We start from the raw sequence: 17,654 nt of genomic DNA on the forward strand, positions 1-17,654 counted from the left end.
GGTGGTTTGGTATGGCAAGAATTCTTGCTATAGATGATGAATTAGATATGCTGACTCTAATCAAGAATATTTTAATAAAAGGAGATCATATTGTTGATATTTACCAAACCACGGTAGATATTGATGAAAATAGTTTGGGGAAATATGACTTAATATTACTTGATGTAATGATGCCAGAGGTTGATGGAATCAGCTATTGTAAAAATATACGTAGCAAAGTGGATTGTCCGATTATCTTTTTAACTGCAAAAGCAATGGAAACGGATATAGTAGATGGCTTATTAAGTGGAGGAGATGACTATATTACCAAACCATTTGGTGTTGGTGAATTGTTAGCAAGGGTAGAAGCTCATCTGAGAAGAGAACAAAGAGAAAAACATTCGAGTTTAAACCTAGGGAATATAAGATTTGATTTATCCTCCAATCAAGTATTTGTGAAGGAAGAAGAAATTCATCTGACAAAGTCTGAGTATCAAATTTCTAAACTTTTAGCAAAGAGAAAGGGACAAGTTTTTTCAAGAGAACAAATATATGAAATGATTTTTGGATTTGATGGGATTGGTGATTCTTCTGCCATATCAGAACATGTAAAAAATATTAGAGCAAAGTTCTTAAAATTTGGTGAAAATCCAATTTCTACAGTTTGGGGGATTGGTTATAAATGGAATTAATTAGAAAAGGACAGTCGCTCAAAATAGTATTTCTTAAATACTTAATGACTGTTGGAGTTGGTTTAGGATGTGCCATCGTACTAGCTTTATTAACTTTTACAGCGTTTTATAGTGTTGGTTTGATTGTTCCGGCTAACCATACAGAAAATTTATTACAAAAAGATAAATATAAAATTTTAAATAAAATTGACTTTGATGAAGCATTGATACCTAAAGGAGCTAGCTATATGTTTTTATCGCCAGATGGTGAAGTGATAAAAACTAATATGGATGAAGCTATTCAACTGAAAGCTAAGAATTTTCACAATCATGAGGGATTTTCAACTCCATCTTCTTCATTTATAGAATTTAAAAGGAATGATGGATATGTATTAATCCATTATTCACTAGAGCCACGCTACAATAATGATTGGATGGAAAAATATTTCCCTAGCATAGATTTACTATTAATATTTTTATTAATCATTTTCTTTTTAATGAGTGCATTTGTGGCTACTCTAATCTGGGCAAAACGAATAACAAGGCAATTATCTCCAATGCTAGATGCATCAGATAAAATCGCCAACCATGAATTAGACTTTGAAATAGGAAGTTCAAATATCAAAGAATTTAATGATGTCTTAAATAGCCTTGATATAATGAAAAAAGCCTTAAGTGATTCATTAAGAGAGAATTGGATTAAAGAAGAGAATAAGAGAAGTCAGATATCGGCATTAATGCATGACTTAAAAACTCCGGTTTCTATTGTCCAAGGTAATGCTGAATTGTTAAAGGTAACTGATCTAACTGATGAACAAAAAGATTATGTAGCGTACATTATAAAAAATTCAACACGTATATCAGATTATACAAAAGCTCTGATGGAGATGAATCAGTCAATTAAATTAAACTCGTTGAATTTACAAAAAGTAAAGGTGTCAGAAATAATCGAAAGAGTTAGTGAAATAGCGAGAGAGATTACACTAATACATGACCGTACTATATCTAAATCTATTAATTGTGAAGATTCAGATGTAATGATAGATATACAATTATTTGAAAGAGTCATTCAAAATATATTTAGTAATGCTATTCAATATTCACCAGACAAATCCAACATTGAATTACTAATAATGACTACAGATAAGATACTTTCAATATCTGTGATAGACGAAGGCCCAGGATTTTCTAATGAGGATTTAAAACGAGGAACGGAGCAATTTTACCGTGGAGATAAGAGTAGACATTCAGCTACAAACTATGGTTTAGGTTTATATAATTCTTGGAAAATAATGTTATTACATAATGGACGCATCATATTAGAAAACAACTCGGATAAACATGGTGCAAGTGTAAAGTTAGAATTACCATTACTATAATAGAACAGGAATTGTTTTCAAATGGAATTTATTAAAAATATATCCTTTTTGCTTTTGGTGTAGAATAGAAAATTTACTCCGCTATCAAGCAAGAATCTTACATAGTAGAAAGCTAAATGAACTTTGATAACTGAACAAATTCTAAATGTTAACTTATAAATTTCTAGTAGGAACGGAAGAAAATCTGTGTTTAACTGCAACTAGTAAGTTGCAGTTTTTTATTTTGAATAATGATATAATAGGATAAGAAAATAATGAAAACGCTATATATTTGAAAGTTGATTAGGAAGTAGAAAGTATGAAAACAATTGATATGATTATTAAATCATCAACTGAATTTTATATCGATTTAGTTTATCAGCTTTCAGATACGGTGAGACACATTTTAACTTTATTATTAGGGAAAGCAACTAGATAGCGTATTATTAAGATATTTTTACATATTGGAAACTAAAGTGTAGACGAACTGGATGGGTTACTAGTGAAAACTGCAAGAAGTGTTGGAAAGTGAATCGGAGAGTGCTTGATGAATTTTATTAGTAAGATAGCCATAAATAAAGGCTGGTCAGATGATAAAAAATATTGTGTGACAGATCAAAATCAGCAAAAATATTTCTTGCGTGTTTCTGATAAGGAGAAGTTAGATTCTAAAAAATCTGAATATGATATGATGGAGAAAGTAGCTTCTCTTGGAATTCCGATGTGTAAACCGATTAGTATAGAACTCTGTGATGATGAAGTGCATTCTTTACACGAATGGATAGACGGGAAAGATGCAAGAGAAACCATTTTAACTGTTTCGAAAGAACAACAATACACTTACGGAGTAGAAGCAGGAAGTATACTTCGAAAAATTCATTCACTTCCTGTTACAGAAGTTCGTGAAGATTGGGAACCCTTTTTTAATCGTAAAATTGATGACAAAATCAAAAAATACAAAGAATGCCCCGTTCAATACGAGAATGGTCAGATTTTTATTGATTTTTTAAATGCAAATAGAGAATTATTAAAAGATAGACCTCAGGTTTTCCAACATGGAGATTATCATATCGGGAATTTCATGATTGGTGAAGATCGTAATATTTATGTCATTGACTTTGATCGATTTGACCTTGGAGATCCTTGGGAGGAATTCAATCGTATTGTATGGTCTGCTCAAGTTTCACCTTCTTTTGCCTCTGGTATGATAGATGGATATTTTGATCATAAGGTTCCAGATTTATTTTGGAAACTTCTTGCTATCTATATTCTAAATAACATAGTTGGTGCTCTTCCATGGTCTGTTCCTTACGGAGTTGAAGAAATATCAGTAATGCAAAATCAAGCTAAGGAAATTTTAGAATGGTATGATGATATGAAGCAAATCATTCCTAGTTGGTATTTGATTGAGAAAAAAGCTGAATAATAAAAGAGTTGATTAAAGAAGAATTTGGTAGTTGGGACGTTAAAAGTAAAGAGACTCAACAAGTTTACAAGTTAGCAAGTAAATTTTTTAAGTGACAATTATCAGCTATAAAGTTGAAAAATGGTAACTATAAAATAGTTTCATTCTACATTTTAATTTTAAACAACAACTCAGTTACTTTCGTTCTTTAATATAGGAGTATACTAGCACCACATGTTGAGGCGGTAAGTTTGCTAGTCAAGGAGTAAAACGACGAAGATTAGCATTTACTTCCGCCCATGCGATAGCTGTCCGTGATTGACAAGTGCTAGCACGCAGACAGAACGGAGATAGCGAACCGCTGAGTGTGTCGCTCTGCTCGTAAAAGCTTAGAAACCTTTGAACGAAAGGGATAATGAAAGCCTTGATTGCAAGGCTTTTTGCTTTATGGTGGGTAAGTATCAGAGTGAGAAAATTTTTGGAATGAGTAGAAGTGATAGCTAGAAATTATCAGTTTCTATTTCCATTTACCCTGTGGGTACGTGTTTGTTTCCATTGACAAGGAGTTTGTGGGAATAGAAATGTACCCACCTTGTTTGAATCAAGTGAAGTGTAGTTGAAGGAAATCTGTTGAAAGCAATACTTCATTTTACCGAATAAGTAATAATTTAGGCAACTTCAAATCGATTAAAAAAAACTATTTTAAAGGTTAAGAGTAGACAAAAATTGTCCACTCTTTTTTGCAAACTCAATTTATCAATAAATGAAATGAGGTAATGTAAAATGAAATATTTTGAGGTTGAGTTAGAAAATCCTGATGAATTTTTAAAACTACAAACAGAAGATTTTGTGAAAGCTAATCGCTTGCTACTAAGGAAGATAATCCAGAGCGTTACAGTCTATGAAGAAAACTTCGTCATATCCTTTAAATCTGGCATCGAATTGGAAGTATGAGTCTCATTCCATAACTTTTATATTGAACATATCATCTTGTTGTGTTATACTATAAATTGATATAAACAAAGATGTAGGAGGAACCGAAACTATGACAGCCTCAATACGTTTAAGATAAGCTGGCAATAAAAAAAGCAGAATCTATACCCGATGATAGGCTTTTTTGTTGTGCTTATTTATACGATATTGAGCATTCATTAGTTACGGTGAGGATATTGGTTATTTAACTATACCTTTATTTAACTATGTCTTTAATATGAATGTTTCCAAATTGTATGTATGCAGACCAAAAGCCACATTGTGGGGTTTGGCCTGCATTTTTTATTGCCTAGAATGCTATTCAAAATAGAAATTCAAGCAAAATAATATGCAGGAGATAATATAAATGGAAAAATACAACAATTGGAAACGAAAATTTTATGCAATATGGGCAGGGCAAGCAGTATCATTAATCACTAGTGCCATCCTGCAAATGGCGATTATTTTTTACCTTACAGAAAAAACAGGATCTGCGATGGTCTTGTCTATGGCTTCATTAGTAGGTTTTTTACCCTATGCGATTTTGGGACCTGCCATTGGTGTGCTAGTGGATCGTCATGATAGGAAGAAGATAATGATTGGTGCCGATTTAATTATCGCAGCAGCTGGTGCAGTGCTTGCTATTGTTGCATTCTGTATGGAGCTACCTGTCTGGATGATTATGATAGTATTGTTTATCCGTAGCATTGGAACAGCTTTTCATACCCCAGCACTCAATGCGGTTACACCACTTTTAGTACCAGAAGAACAGCTAACGAAATGCGCAGGCTATAGTCAGTCTTTGCAGTCTATAAGCTATATTGTTAGTCCGGCAGTTACAGCACTCTTATACTCCGTTTGGGATTTAAATGCTATTATTGCCATCGACGTATTGGGTGCTGTGATTGCATCTATTACGGTAGCAATTGTACGTATACCTAAGCTGGGTAATCAAGTGCAAAGTTTAGAACCAAATTTCATAAGGGAGATGAAAGAAGGAGTTGTGGTTCTGAGACAAAACAAAGGATTGTTTGCCTTATTACTCTTAGGAACACTATATACTTTTGTTTATATGCCAATCAATGCACTATTTCCTTTAATAAGCATGGAACACTTTAATGGAACGCCTGTGCATATTTCTATTACGGAAATTTCCTTTGCATTTGGGATGCTAGCAGGAGGCTTATTATTAGGAAGATTAGGGGGCTTCGAAAAGCATGTATTACTAATAACAAGTTCATTTTTTATAATGGGGACCAGTTTAGCCGTTTCGGGAATACTTCCTCCAAATGGATTTGTAATATTCGTAGTTTGCTGTGCAATAATGGGGCTTTCGGTGCCATTTTATAGCGGTGTGCAAACAGCTCTTTTTCAGGAGAAAATTAAGCCTGAATATTTAGGACGTGTATTTTCTTTGATCGGAAGTATCATGTCACTTGCTATGCCAATTGGGTTAATTCTTTCTGGATTCTTTGCTGATAAAATCGGTGTAAATCATTGGTTTTTACTATCAGGTATTTTAATTATTGGCATTGCTATAGTTTGCCAAATGATAACTGAGGTTAGAAAATTAGATTTAAAATAAACAATATTGGAGGAATATTTATGTATCTTATTTTCATGTAACTCTTCCTGCTAAAATCGCAGGGTTTTCCCTGCATACAAGCAAATGAAAGCATGCGATTATAGACAGGAGGAAATGTTATGGAATTAATATTAAAAGCAAAAGACATTCGTGTGGAATTCAAAGGACGCGATGTTTTAGATATAAATGAATTAGAAGTATATGATTATGACCGTATTGGTTTAGTAGGAGCAAATGGTGCTGGAAAAAGCACTTTACTCAGGGTACTTTTAGGAGAATTAACTCCCCCAGGATGTAAAATGAATCGTCTGGGTGAACTTGCCTATATTCCCCAGTTGGACGAAGTAACTCTGCAGGAGGAAAAAGATTTTGCACTTGTAGGCAAGCTAGGTGTTGAGCAATTAAATATACAGACTATGAGCGGTGGTGAAGAAACAAGGCTTAAAATAGCACAGGCCTTATCGGCACAGGTTCATGGTATTTTAGCGGATGAACCTACGAGCCATTTAGACCGTGAAGGAATTGATTTTCTAATAGGACAGCTAAAATATTTTACAGGTGCACTGTTAGTTATTAGCCATGACCGCTATTTTCTTGATGAAATAGTAGATAAAATATGGGAACTGAAAGATGGCAAAATCACTGAGTATTGGGGAAACTATTCTGATTATCTTCGTCAGAAAGAGGAAGAACGTAAGAGCCAAGCTGCAGAATACGAACAATTTATTGCGGAACGTGCCCGATTGGAAAGGGCTGCGGAGGAAAAGCGAAAACAGGCTCGTAAAATAGAACAGAAGGCAAAAGGTTCTTCAAAGAAAAAAAGTACTGAAGACGGAGGGCGTTTAGCTCATCAAAAATCAATAGGAAGTAAGGAAAAAAAGATGTATAATGCTGCTAAAACCCTAGAGCACAGGATTGCGGCCTTAGGAAAAGTAGAAGCTCCGGAAGGCATTCGCAGAATTCGTTTCAGGCAAAGTAAAGCATTGGAGCTCCATAATCCATACCCTATAGTCGGTGCAGAAATTAATAAAGTATTTGGGGATAAGGCTCTGTTTGAAAATGCATCTTTTCAAATTCCGTTAGGAGCAAAAGTGGCGTTAACTGGTGGTAATGGAATCGGAAAAACAACTTTAATCCAAATGATCTTAAACCATGAAGAAGGAATTTCTATTTCGCCTAAGGCAAAAATAGGTTACTTTGCACAGAATGGTTACAAGTACAACAGTAATCAGAATGTTATGGAGTTTATGCAGAAGGATTGTGACTACAATATATCAGAAATTCGTTCAGTGCTAGCATCTATGGGGTTCAAACAGAACGATATTGGAAAAAGTTTATCTGTTTTAAGCGGTGGAGAAATTATAAAATTGTTGCTTGCTAAAATGCTCATGGGTAGATATAACATCCTAATAATGGATGAACCCAGTAACTTCCTTGACATACCAAGTTTAGAGGCTTTGGAAATACTAATGAAGGAGTACACCGGAACTATCGTGTTTATCACCCACGATAAACGATTACTCGAAAATGTAGCAGATGTAGTTTATGAAATTAGAGATAAGAAAATAAATCTGAAACATTAAATTTAAGGTAGTCGCTGGTCAGTATAGTCTGTTCTGGTTGGCGACTCCATTGTTAAAGAGTATAAAGACTTTAGATTTTATGAATATTAAAAATAGGAACAGTCAATTGAACTGCTCCTATTTTTCTGCTAAATATATTGTAGTTTTCTTATATGTATAATGATAGATTAGCGGATTCTCATCTACGGTACTTACTTCAAATATGAAGAAGTGATCGCGGTTATCTCTGGACTTTTCCTTATTGAGGACAAAGTAATTCTTACGTGAAGTCGCCATTGTTTTTAGGATATCATCAGTTAGGAAGGTCAATGGAATATTCATGTTAGAGTAGCGGTAGAAGTCACGTTCAAAATCTTGGTAGCTCTCGCTATAATAGTCCATTTGTAGGTGATTACGCTGAAACTCAAGCTGATTCATAGAGCACCTCCTCGACAAGTTCAATACTAATAATGTCTTTTAATTTCAAATTGATGTGACCTGTTGTAGTTTTTATCAAAATGAAATCTTTGGTCAGACTTGGTATTGTTCCAGTGTAGGAAACACGCTTGTTTTTTTCAATCACTTGAATGCGTGTGCGTAGCTGCCCGGCGTATACTTGACTGAGGAGTAATAATTTCTTCTCTAGTGATAAGTCAGACATGTACGTTACTTTGTTTGTATCATCAGAGAGTGCTGATGCATGTTCAGATAGGAAAAAGCCCATCCATTTTTGCATCTTTGTATCCTGGTACTCTCTTGCTGATTGAAATGGTAAATATGAACGGTCAATCATATCAAATCCTTTCTATGCAGAGGCAAGGGTATTTTTATCAAATTGAATCGTAAAACCTTGAATTCCCCCACCTGTGTAACATTCTTTAAAGCGATTGATTACCTCAGTATAGATTATCACAGATGAGCTTGTTGGCTTAATGCTAAATGTAAATTCCAATGGTAATCGGTTTTCAGATTTAGCATGTACTAGTCGTATCGATATTTCAGTTGTTTTGAGTTTTCTCTGACGAAGTTTTGAAGTTGCTGTTTCAACGATTCCATGTAAAAATCTTTCAAGCATTTCAATATCATTACATCCTTTGCTACGGATTTCTGAAAATTGTACTGTATTTTTTTCTTGTTTCATTTTAATCCCTCCAATCCACCCGCGGAATGACCACCGATAAGTTTACTGCGTTCAATATTTCTGGAACCTTCAGTTAGGACGGTTCCTTTTTGTATGGCTAAAAAACCAAACTGTTCTCTGACAACATCAATAGCTGTCTGAAGTCTATTATCTTTTTCAATTTGTTCTACATCATCAAAGAGTGATAGTAGAGTATAGCTTTCATCTACGAAGCCACTATAAGATACACCAATTTGTCTCACTGCACCAGAGGTGTATTTTTTCGGAATAATACAAGTACATGACTCACCATTGTTTTGGGGAGATTTGCGGGTTCAATTTTATTCTGAGCATTTATAGATTTTTTCATCTCAGTCCTAGAATAGCCAATATGAATAGAAACGACAGTAGTCAATACTAGGGCTACTGTTCCGTTCCACAGTATCATTTAAAAATCATTTTCACACCCTTTCGTCTATTAGTATAGAAGAAAGCTCTCAGCACATGTTGAGTGTGTAAGTTTGTTAGTGAAACGTAGCTAAATCTCTCGCTTTTTTATTTCAAAGCTCCAGTGGAGCTTTGAACTCCCAAACCTTTTGAGTCCCACAGATGCATTATAACGGGGCTGTAGCATTGATGTCAAAACTTTCACCTCCTATATAAACAAATTCTATCCAACGTTTAAAAAGGATCAGTAGCTGATAATATATAGCGGTTTGCATCGTGACGACAAGTAGGTGGATTACGATTATTTGTAATTTATAAAATCTATGATGAGAGGTACGTGATTAGAGGTATCAAGTAATTTTTATTTTGCTAGAGCAAGCAACAAATCTTCTTCATAAGGACTATGCTAAGCAGATGTATCAGATACTAGATTTAGATAAATTTGAATGAGTTATGATGAATCAACTTCTAGACCACATCAGCATTTAAGAGGATAGGAAAATTAGAGTACCCTTCACAGAGGGAACTGAGGTACAGTTATAGAAAAAGAAAGGCTGTAATAACAGCTGGAAAACATTTTCGTTACAGCCTAATTTGCGTTTTTGTGGTATACTGAAATTGTTGAATGACTTTGAAAGTAAACAAGAAAAATAACTATTAAGGCTTTTATATTTGATAGTTATATTTTCGAAAATATAATATAATCAAAGATATTGCAGATGGATAATAAAATATGACTAGAGAAAAAGCGTTTAAAACTATTGAAGAGCAGATTTTGATTCAACGGGGCAGGAATTTGAAGATTACCGATGAGCCAGGGATGGTAAGTTTTATTCAGCAGAAAAATTATTTTAATTCTATAAATGGTTTTGAAACTATTTTTTTGGAGACCTCTAACCCTAAAAAATATATGAAAAGAGTCTCTTTTAAAGATTTTGAGAGAATATACACATTAGATAGAAATATAGCTAAGTACCTATTTCAAGAAATCGAAAAGATTGAGGTTGAACTGAAGTCGAGAATTGCATACGAATTTTCAAAAGTTCATTGCAATAATGGTATTGCTTCTAACTTAAAGTATTTAGATATCAATTGTTATGTGCTACCGATAGCACACAATCGAAATTCTTTTACAGAGTATTTTTATACTCATGGAGATAATAAAAAAACGCATTCTTTTTTTAGAGTGCATACTATTTCTGCCAAGATTAAAGATGTAATGTTTACAGGTAAAATTAGTACCTCTCATACTCGTAACGGAGATGTATATTACAACCTAGAAGGTGATTTTGATGGAATAGTTGATGACCTTAAAATAAATCAATATCGAGGGAGATTTTCAATAAAAGCTTCTAATACTCCTAGTAATATTTCTTCATTAAACGGTTCTATGAATGTGACGATTCAAATTAATAACATAGAGGGAAGATTTTTTGAATTATCTTATTCAGACTTCTGTAAAATTAAATATCCATATATTTCTAGCTATAAAAATCCTCCGCTTTGGGTTATTATTGATACACTAATGTTGAATGACTTGCTGGTTTTATTCCAAGGATTAGACATTGCTATACAAAATAAAATTATGAGTGAGATGGGATTTGATTCCTCTATTAGTGGGAGTCGAGAAAAATTCATTAACGCTTGTGAAATACTGCGTGAGTTGAGAAACCAATTGGCACACTTTGGTCTCATAACCAGATATAGGACGGGAAATAGTATTCTAATCAATAGACTTTTTATCTCTGATTTGTTACTTACTCCTAAAAGGAATAATAGAGTTTTAAAGTTTTATCAAGGTTTAAAAATTTTAAATTCTTTTAATAGATTCTCTCTTAAAAGGATTGATCGAGCTATTCAATCATATTATTTAAAAAATATGTTACTATTGAAGTTTGATATTAATAAAAATTTTTTTAATAGAATTGGCAAGTAAGTGTTGCAAAAAGTTGCTGGTTATGATAGAATAATATAGTTATATTTTAGTGCCACGACGGCGTGAAATCCTTGAAAGAGGTTTTCAAAAAGTCATAAGGGGGAAGGTTAATAAACTTTCCTCCTTATTTTATTTATTTAGATAAGTTGAAAATAGTGTTGAAGATGTTTGATTTCTGAAGTACCTTGAATTGTATAGAGTTTACATGCAGTTTAGAATTTCTGATTTATTATCCAGAGGATAGAACCGCTTATTGAAGATATTTTAGAAAGTTAGTCATTACCAAAGTTAATATTTATTTCTACAGTATAATTCTAAAATCACTTTTTTTCTCTTTCGTCTATTAGTATAGAAAAAAGCTAACACTACATGTGGAGTGTGTGAGTTTGTTAGTGAAACGAAATTAATCCTCAAAAGGTTTCCCAAAACTTTTGAGTCCCACAGACGCATCATGAGGAGAAATCATGAGTGATATTATCAGTTGAATAAGTAAGAGTATAATCTACATCTCCAAAGTAGGAGTGGCTAGTTCCAGCAGAAAGACCTTCATAGGTTTTATAACTGAATAGATCGACTTACTTTGTTGTCGAATTTTTCCTGTTCTTCAAGTAATTCTGAGGAATAGACGACAACTTTAAAATCAAATAAGCTAAAAACGCTCTAAAATCATTAAATTGATATTAAAGTGTTTTTTATTGTCAAAATATACAATTGAAAAAATTTCCAGCTTTTTTAAAATCACTATCTCAGATGACAATTTAATCAAAATATGATATAATACAGAAAAAGTAAAAATAACAAAAGTAACTTACCAAAGTAAAAGAAAAAAAGTATATAGATAGCCACGGCGGATATTCCTTTCATCGTTTAGAAGGAGTTGCTGTGGTTATCGTTGTTGCTGAGCTAGTTAATTGCTCTTATTACTTAGATGAAGTTACTTTTATTATTGAATTAATTTAAATAATAATAACGATCAATGAAAGTACTCATCGATATTTCCTTTTTGCAGTTTAGAGCTCAAAGGAGAACAGTACTGATTTGGTCGTTTTTTTGCGTATTGACATCCTAAAAGCCAGTCAGAACCTTCAGTCATGATAAACAAGGAGAATTAATGAAATTTGTAGTTTATAAACATTCGCTGGTTTTAGGTGATAACAACATCGTGACAAAGCAATTGATTGCACTCAAACATGATGATGGCACATTACAATTCACTGATTTTCATAGATATGTAAAATCTGCCACAAAGATTAAATCTATTTCAGACGATGGAAACAAACGATTTTCATACGTTGTTAAATTTTTGAATTTTATATACGGAACAGTTGGGGTTAACAATCTTGATCAACTAACTTTAGAAATGGTCAAGGAGTTTTTTATGCTTTATGGTTTAGGACAACTTCCAGAAGATAGAAAAAATAGAAAGAAAAGTACAGTCGAAAAATGTGTAAATGCAGTTCTTGATTTTTTAACTCTATACTTGAATGAACGAAAAGGAAAGGTTAAATTGAAGCCAAAAGACCTTTATTCTATCAATACGTTTACCAATAGACGAGGCAGAGTCATCAAAAGAAAAGAGCTGAATTTTGAGATATTTGTTGATGATAGCAACACACAGAAGTCAATTTTTAGAGATATGCCAAACAGCGCCTTTGAAATGCTCTTCGCTCACATTGCTCAATGTCACAAGGATTTACTTATGGCTGTTGCCTTGGGAGCATTTGTTGGTTTAAGACCATCAGAAGCTTGTAATGTAAGACGTGAAGATAGCCCTTTGGGGGCAGGTATCATATTTCACCAAAGTGATAATCAAGTATTTAAAATTGAGGTTGATCTGCGAAAAGAAATGCCCCTTAGAAGCGATTTAAAGTCAACTGGACGAATTAAAAAGGAAAGACTTCAAGCTGTACCTTATATCTTCTTAGAGGTCTTTTTAGACACCTACAATGACTATATGAGCTACCTAGAAGGTAAAAGGTATGAGAAAGATTATGGTCCATTAAGCCTTAACAAGCAAGGGAAAGCATTGTCATACGATGTGTACTATCAACGATTTCGTAAGATTATTCGCGAAGAAATGATTCCAATATTTCTTAAATCTGATGACCCAGAGGTTGTCTTTTTTGGTCAACTCTTGCAAGAAAATAATATTTCACCCCATATCTTTAGGCACTGGTACACCACACAATTGGTTTTGTCAGGTGTTAATGAAGTTAGTGAACTGATGTCTGCTAGAGGAGACAATTCACCAGAAAGTGCTTGGGTTTATTTACAAAATAAAGGAGAAATTGCAAAACAATATGGTCAGGTTAATAATGGTGTTTTTGAATATATGAACTGGCAAGCAGAAAAATTGTTTGGAGAAGATTAAAAGGAGTAGCTATTGGTAGTAGATTTAAAAAATTATCTTGAAAGAATATTAGTCGAGTTAGGTGCTGCTACAATAAAACACCGTGAGAAAGTCAGTGGATTCTTACTAGACAATGAATGGTTTGGTGTGTCTATAAATCTTGATGATTATACTATTTCTGAAAAAGATGCTGAAGTTCTTAAAAATCACATCAAAGACTATCTAACAACACCTCCTGGAATTAAGAGTATGGAAGGAATCTTTTCAAAAAAATTTCCTTCTACAAGTGAATTATTCGTACAATTTGCTGAAGAAGAAAAGCTGAGTGAAACAAATCGTTTCTATCTACTTGATTTTTTAGCATACTACTTAACAAAGGATTTGTTTCTATATAGTGATGCTGAAGTAGAGACCTTAGTAGAAGTAGCAACAGAAGTTCTTACGAAGTCACAAGGCAATATCCTCATTCAATTTATTAAATGGCTACTCAATAAAGGCGTTACTCGTTATCGAGTAAGTTTTGAAATGACAAAGCGTTACACGATTGAGAGTGCAAATGGAGCGTATGAATTAGATGAATACCTTGAATTAATGTACTACCTATTCAACGAAAACTACATCATAAAAAATGATATGTTGTGTAAAGCAGCAAATTCAAAAAACTATGCAGATACATGGTTGTATCTAGGGTTACATTTTATTTGCGCACTAAGATCAACAGACTTAGAAAGATTAGGACATCCTAAATTAACAAGAGAACCATTAGAAGTTTTAGAAGCAGTAGTAGATGGAACTTGGAGTAGTAGTGAAGCTAGAAGGACTTTACTAAGTATTACAACAAGATTGACTTATTTAAACTTAACACCTAATAAAACCAAAAACGCTTCTAATGTTGCTCAGTTAAAGTTTCATGTCCCAGAAAGTTGTCAGGTTCTTATTGGAACGTTATTGGCTATCTGTGAGGCACATTTCCAACTTCAAATACCATACAATGCAGAAAATCCATTGATCAGACAAATTAAAACTTATGAAAAGATTACTAGTTATATGGGAGAGGAAATCGGAAATTTATTTTTAGAGCGTAACTTTAGTAGTCGTTCTGCAAACAAGTCCTACTTACAATCTGTCGCAATGTTAGCAGATGATGTTCTTGAAGAAAAGTCAGAACTGAATATTAAAGGTTATTTTCTAGCAGCATTAGCTCGTAGCCATAAAGGGGATTTTAATGAATTTGCACAAACCACAACAACGTATCTAAAAGATGCCCAACTCGGACAACTAAAACCTGAAATGGTTGCAAAAGAGCTATTTGAACGAGGCGTATTATCCATGATTCCGTCTATGCTCTTGACCATTGTAACTAGAGGAAAGTATAAAAAATTAAGTCCAAGCCAACAAACTCAAATGATTAAAAGTTTAGATTTAACGCCAATTGAAATTGAAAAAACGTTGGAATTGAGTATTAGGGCTGATTCACGTTCGCAACAAGCATTAAAAACTCTAGTTGAAAATAATGTTGATCCTGAACAATTACTGACGATCTGTCATCGAATTGGTAACGGAGAAGCTTTTTCTAAGCAAGGAGAGAGTATGTGTCTTTTATCTGCACTAGGGAAACTATGTCCCTATGATGACCGTCAGCATTGCGTCGGCTGTCAGTATGAATTACAAACAAAATCTACCTTGCTTTTGTTAATTGGTGAGTTTAATCGACTCAATAAACAATATCAAAAATTAAAGAATGAACTTGAACGAGGAAAGGTTCGAGCCATTCTTGAGAAGCAGATTAAACCATGTCTTACAGAAATGTTGCAAGCTTTATCAGAACAGTATGGCGAAGCTGTATTGTCTGATTATGAGGATATTATTAAGGAGTTAGTCAGTTGAATAATCAATCAAAATTATTTCGTAAAGTAAATGAAATTATCCTGTTTGATGACAATATGATTGAGAGCGCAAAAGAATGTTTTCAAGACTATGTTGAAAAAGGGATTATTCTAACCACCAATTTTGAAGAAAATAAATGGGAAACGACTAATGAATATTCTAACGTTAGCTTCATTTTTAACTTGAATAAATTCCAATATAAAAGGTTTTATGAACAAGTATTTCAATTATCTTTTGATGATTTTGTTACCTACTTAAAGAGTTTTATAGTGCTATCTATGGAACATCATGTTTTAATCACTCTCCAAGCCTTTTTAAGAGATATAAAGAAATTAGTCAAAGAACTAAAAGTGAACGAAGTCTTCTCATTAGCAAATATGAAGATTTCCAACCCCTCAGTATGTATAGATTTTCTTTCTACACTACCATGTTTAGAGAGTAACGAATTAACCCAACTGATTGAGCAACTAGACGAACTTTTAAATGTTAGTTATCAACTGAACACTAAAAAACAGCGAAAGTTAGCCCAATTTCAATCCTATTTTTTATTTAATGATATTTTAAACGACTATTGGGTTAAATCATTATTAGATGAGGAAAGATTGTTTTACTACCCTCTTTACTTATGGTGGCAAATAACAGCAGTAGTACCACTTAGACCAAGGGAGTTTTTGCTCACTCAGAGAAATTGTCTCACAGAAAAAGACGGAAAATATTACTTAACTCTCAGACGAAATAACTTAAAAGGAAAAGACAAGGGAGTATCCCATAAAATTTCAGAGGATTATTATTTAACAACTTACGAAGTACCATTTAAGCTTGCGAGTGAGATTTTAAATTATTTAGAACTAACCAAAGATTTATCATCTACTCAGTTGGATACTCTATTTGTGACAGACTCTCATTATCGGAAATGGAAACGTATTTCTGGTACTAAAAACCGTTTCTTGACATACAGTAACTTAAATACAATTTTAAAATATTTCTTTAATGAGATTGTATCTCAACAGTATGGGTATTTTGTCCATCATATCAATTCCCCAAAGCAATTAGACGATCATGAGATTAATTTCATTCATATTGGAGATACTAGACACATTGCAATGATCAATTTGATAGCAGAAGGAGCTAGTCCAGTAACAGCAATGCTCTTAGCTGGACATGATAGTATCACAACATCTTCACATTATTTTTCAAATCTGAGTCAGTTTATTGAATGTAGGAGCTATCAGCTTTATCGTAAATTAACAAACTCTCAAACGTCTTACGCTATAAGTAAAACTCAACATAAATACACCATTAATAAAAACTATGTTCCTCTTGATAATAAGGGCAGATGTTATTCACCTCGATTTGCGGAAGGTGATTATTCAGACTGTCTTAAAGTCATTAGCTCACATGCAGAGCTTGGTGCTTGTACTAGTTGTCCATTTTACAGAAAAGCTGGAAAAGATTATTTCTCTATGGATAAATCCTTTAAGAAATCAATCGACGAGGAAGCTTTAATTGTAGATGAGGCTATAAAAAGAGTTCGACAAGGAAAGGGGAATATAGAAGATATTGGTGAGGCATTATTAAAACTTAAAACAGTTAGTCATTCTTATCAAGAATATCTAACTGAAAAACATTTATCCTTACAGGAGTTCTCAAATGGCTAGAAAGAAGTATATTGATAATCAATTATTGCTATTATTATTTGAACATTATTTACTGGAACATTGTTCGAATAATCCTAGACTATTCAAAATTCCACAGTTTGGAAATTACCTTAGAAGCAACGGATTTTCGCAGGTTGCAGACACAACGATTAGAAGAAACAAAGAATTTAGACAAGCCCTTAATGATAGATTGGAACTATTTGAAGACGACACTTATCAAACAGTTATAACGTATAAAACTCTAGATGTAGAACGTTTCTTAATGACCAATAGAACCCCTAAAGCAATCAAATCAGCATTAATGGAACTTAACAATTATTATAAAAGAGTTGTTGATGCAGCAATAGAATATAAGGAAGAAGCCAGTAAGCTCAAAACAAGAGTTTCAGAGTTGAAAAATGAGGTAGCACAACTTAATAAAAAGAATGCTGAAATAAAGGAGCAGACAGCGTTAAACAAAGAATTATTAGAGGAAAACAAAAAGTTAAGGAATCTTCTTAAAACTAGTTTGTATCCTGATATTGCGAATGAATTGTTAAAAGAAGAGGGCTTGTTAAAATCTGATCAGCAACTAGTAACTAAGAAGTATCTTAGTGAGAATGTTATTACTTCAGACACAAAAATATCTTTTGAAAAACATACTCATACTGAAAAGCAAACAAGCAAAAGTAAGATTTTGGAAATAAAAGACTTACTGGATAACAAGACTAAGTATTAGGAGGAG

15 protein-coding genes are annotated in these 17,654 nt (G+C 33.2%); 11 read left to right on the top strand and 4 right to left on the bottom strand.

The window, feature by feature from the left end:
- Nucleotides 1-11: 11 nt before the first annotated feature.
- The 6 genes from HMPREF1195_RS02700 (at nt 12) to msr(D) (ending at nt 7,553) form a co-directional block, all read left to right on the top strand.
- A complete protein-coding gene (locus HMPREF1195_RS02700) occupies nt 12-671 on the top strand; it encodes a response regulator transcription factor (protein WP_004252839.1) in 660 nt (219 codons plus the stop codon).
- A complete protein-coding gene (locus HMPREF1195_RS02705; protein ID WP_023918143.1) occupies nt 662-2,029 on the top strand; it encodes a sensor histidine kinase in 1,368 nt (455 codons plus the stop codon). Before HMPREF1195_RS02700 ends, HMPREF1195_RS02705 begins: the two co-directional genes overlap by 10 nt.
- Nucleotides 2,030-2,555: 526 nt before the next feature.
- Nucleotides 2,556-3,434 (top strand): aminoglycoside phosphotransferase family protein, encoded by an 879-nt coding sequence (locus tag HMPREF1195_RS02710; RefSeq protein WP_004252845.1) that lies wholly within the window; start codon nt 2,556-2,558, stop codon nt 3,432-3,434.
- A 762-nt stretch (nt 3,435-4,196) separates the two neighbouring features.
- Nucleotides 4,197-4,367 carry a hypothetical protein gene (locus HMPREF1195_RS02715; RefSeq protein WP_000873143.1) on the top strand — a complete coding sequence of 57 codons (171 nt, stop codon included), beginning with the start codon at nt 4,197-4,199 and terminating at the stop codon, nt 4,365-4,367.
- Nucleotides 4,368-4,752: 385 nt separating this feature from the next.
- The gene (mef(A), locus tag HMPREF1195_RS02720; RefSeq protein ID WP_023918145.1) at nt 4,753-5,970 is read left to right on the top strand and encodes a macrolide efflux MFS transporter Mef(A); all 1,218 of its coding nucleotides are present in this window, start codon (nt 4,753-4,755) and stop codon (nt 5,968-5,970) included.
- A 119-nt stretch (nt 5,971-6,089) separates the two neighbouring features.
- The gene (gene msr(D), locus HMPREF1195_RS02725) at nt 6,090-7,553 is read left to right on the top strand and encodes an ABC-F type ribosomal protection protein Msr(D) (protein ID WP_000420313.1); all 1,464 of its coding nucleotides are present in this window, start codon (nt 6,090-6,092) and stop codon (nt 7,551-7,553) included.
- Between the two features lie 117 nt (nt 7,554-7,670).
- Here the strand turns inward: msr(D) and HMPREF1195_RS02730 are convergent, their stop codons facing one another.
- From HMPREF1195_RS02730 to HMPREF1195_RS02745, 4 genes are read right to left on the bottom strand one after another with little or no spacing between them, the layout of a single operon-like run.
- Entirely contained in the window at nt 7,671-7,970 is a 300-nt protein-coding gene (locus tag HMPREF1195_RS02730) for a DUF5960 family protein (RefSeq protein ID WP_001072467.1), read from the bottom strand.
- Entirely contained in the window at nt 7,957-8,325 is a 369-nt protein-coding gene (locus tag HMPREF1195_RS02735) for a hypothetical protein (RefSeq protein ID WP_000567222.1), read from the bottom strand. The genes HMPREF1195_RS02730 and HMPREF1195_RS02735 overlap by 14 nt, the downstream gene beginning before the upstream one ends.
- Nucleotides 8,326-8,337: 12 nt before the next feature.
- Nucleotides 8,338-8,673: a DinB/UmuC family translesion DNA polymerase gene (locus tag HMPREF1195_RS02740; protein ID WP_000806926.1), complete on the bottom strand. Its 336-nt coding sequence runs from the start codon at nt 8,671-8,673 to the stop codon at nt 8,338-8,340.
- Entirely contained in the window at nt 8,670-8,915 is a 246-nt protein-coding gene (locus HMPREF1195_RS02745; RefSeq protein ID WP_001813542.1) for a hypothetical protein, read from the bottom strand. The genes HMPREF1195_RS02740 and HMPREF1195_RS02745 overlap by 4 nt, the downstream gene beginning before the upstream one ends.
- A 917-nt stretch (nt 8,916-9,832) precedes the next feature.
- Here HMPREF1195_RS02745 and HMPREF1195_RS02755 point away from each other — a divergent pair.
- From HMPREF1195_RS02755 to HMPREF1195_RS02775, 5 genes are all read left to right on the top strand, one after another.
- Nucleotides 9,833-11,035: an Abi family protein gene (locus HMPREF1195_RS02755; RefSeq protein WP_003007328.1), complete on the top strand. Its 1,203-nt coding sequence runs from the start codon at nt 9,833-9,835 to the stop codon at nt 11,033-11,035.
- Nucleotides 11,036-12,146: 1,111 nt separating this feature from the next.
- Nucleotides 12,147-13,406, top strand: coding sequence for a site-specific integrase (locus HMPREF1195_RS02760; RefSeq protein ID WP_003007331.1), 1,260 nt, complete (start codon nt 12,147-12,149; stop codon nt 13,404-13,406).
- A 12-nt stretch (nt 13,407-13,418) separates the two neighbouring features.
- The gene (locus HMPREF1195_RS02765; protein WP_004252851.1) at nt 13,419-15,272 is read left to right on the top strand and encodes a hypothetical protein; all 1,854 of its coding nucleotides are present in this window, start codon (nt 13,419-13,421) and stop codon (nt 15,270-15,272) included.
- Nucleotides 15,269-16,930 carry a hypothetical protein gene (locus HMPREF1195_RS02770; protein ID WP_023918147.1) on the top strand — a complete coding sequence of 554 codons (1,662 nt, stop codon included), beginning with the start codon at nt 15,269-15,271 and terminating at the stop codon, nt 16,928-16,930. The genes HMPREF1195_RS02765 and HMPREF1195_RS02770 overlap by 4 nt, the downstream gene beginning before the upstream one ends.
- Complete coding sequence (locus tag HMPREF1195_RS02775; RefSeq protein WP_023918149.1) at nt 16,923-17,648, top strand: MreC domain-containing protein; 726 nt, start codon at nt 16,923-16,925, stop codon at nt 17,646-17,648. Before HMPREF1195_RS02770 ends, HMPREF1195_RS02775 begins: the two co-directional genes overlap by 8 nt.
- Nucleotides 17,649-17,654 lie beyond the last annotated feature (6 nt).

The sequence above is a fragment of the Streptococcus parasanguinis CC87K genome (assembly GCF_000507765.1).
In the GTDB taxonomy this organism is placed as follows: domain Bacteria; phylum Bacillota; class Bacilli; order Lactobacillales; family Streptococcaceae; genus Streptococcus; species Streptococcus parasanguinis_J.

What these genes read in the sequence shown, in the direction of transcription:
- HMPREF1195_RS02700 (WP_004252839.1), top strand. Translation starts at nt 12, where the DNA reads ATGGCAAGAATTCTTGCTATAGATGATGAATTAGATATGCTGACTCTA.
- HMPREF1195_RS02705 (WP_023918143.1), top strand. Translation starts at nt 662, where the DNA reads ATGGAATTAATTAGAAAAGGACAGTCGCTCAAAATAGTATTTCTTAAA.
- HMPREF1195_RS02710 (WP_004252845.1), top strand. Translation starts at nt 2,556, where the DNA reads ATGAATTTTATTAGTAAGATAGCCATAAATAAAGGCTGGTCAGATGAT.
- HMPREF1195_RS02715 (WP_000873143.1), top strand. Translation starts at nt 4,197, where the DNA reads ATGAAATATTTTGAGGTTGAGTTAGAAAATCCTGATGAATTTTTAAAA.
- HMPREF1195_RS02730 (WP_001072467.1), bottom strand. Translation starts at nt 7,970, where the DNA reads ATGAATCAGCTTGAGTTTCAGCGTAATCACCTACAAATGGACTATTAT.
- HMPREF1195_RS02735 (WP_000567222.1), bottom strand. Translation starts at nt 8,325, where the DNA reads ATGATTGACCGTTCATATTTACCATTTCAATCAGCAAGAGAGTACCAG.
- HMPREF1195_RS02740 (WP_000806926.1), bottom strand. Translation starts at nt 8,673, where the DNA reads ATGAAACAAGAAAAAAATACAGTACAATTTTCAGAAATCCGTAGCAAA.
- HMPREF1195_RS02755 (WP_003007328.1), top strand. Translation starts at nt 9,833, where the DNA reads ATGACTAGAGAAAAAGCGTTTAAAACTATTGAAGAGCAGATTTTGATT.
- HMPREF1195_RS02760 (WP_003007331.1), top strand. Translation starts at nt 12,147, where the DNA reads ATGAAATTTGTAGTTTATAAACATTCGCTGGTTTTAGGTGATAACAAC.
- HMPREF1195_RS02775 (WP_023918149.1), top strand. Translation starts at nt 16,923, where the DNA reads ATGGCTAGAAAGAAGTATATTGATAATCAATTATTGCTATTATTATTT.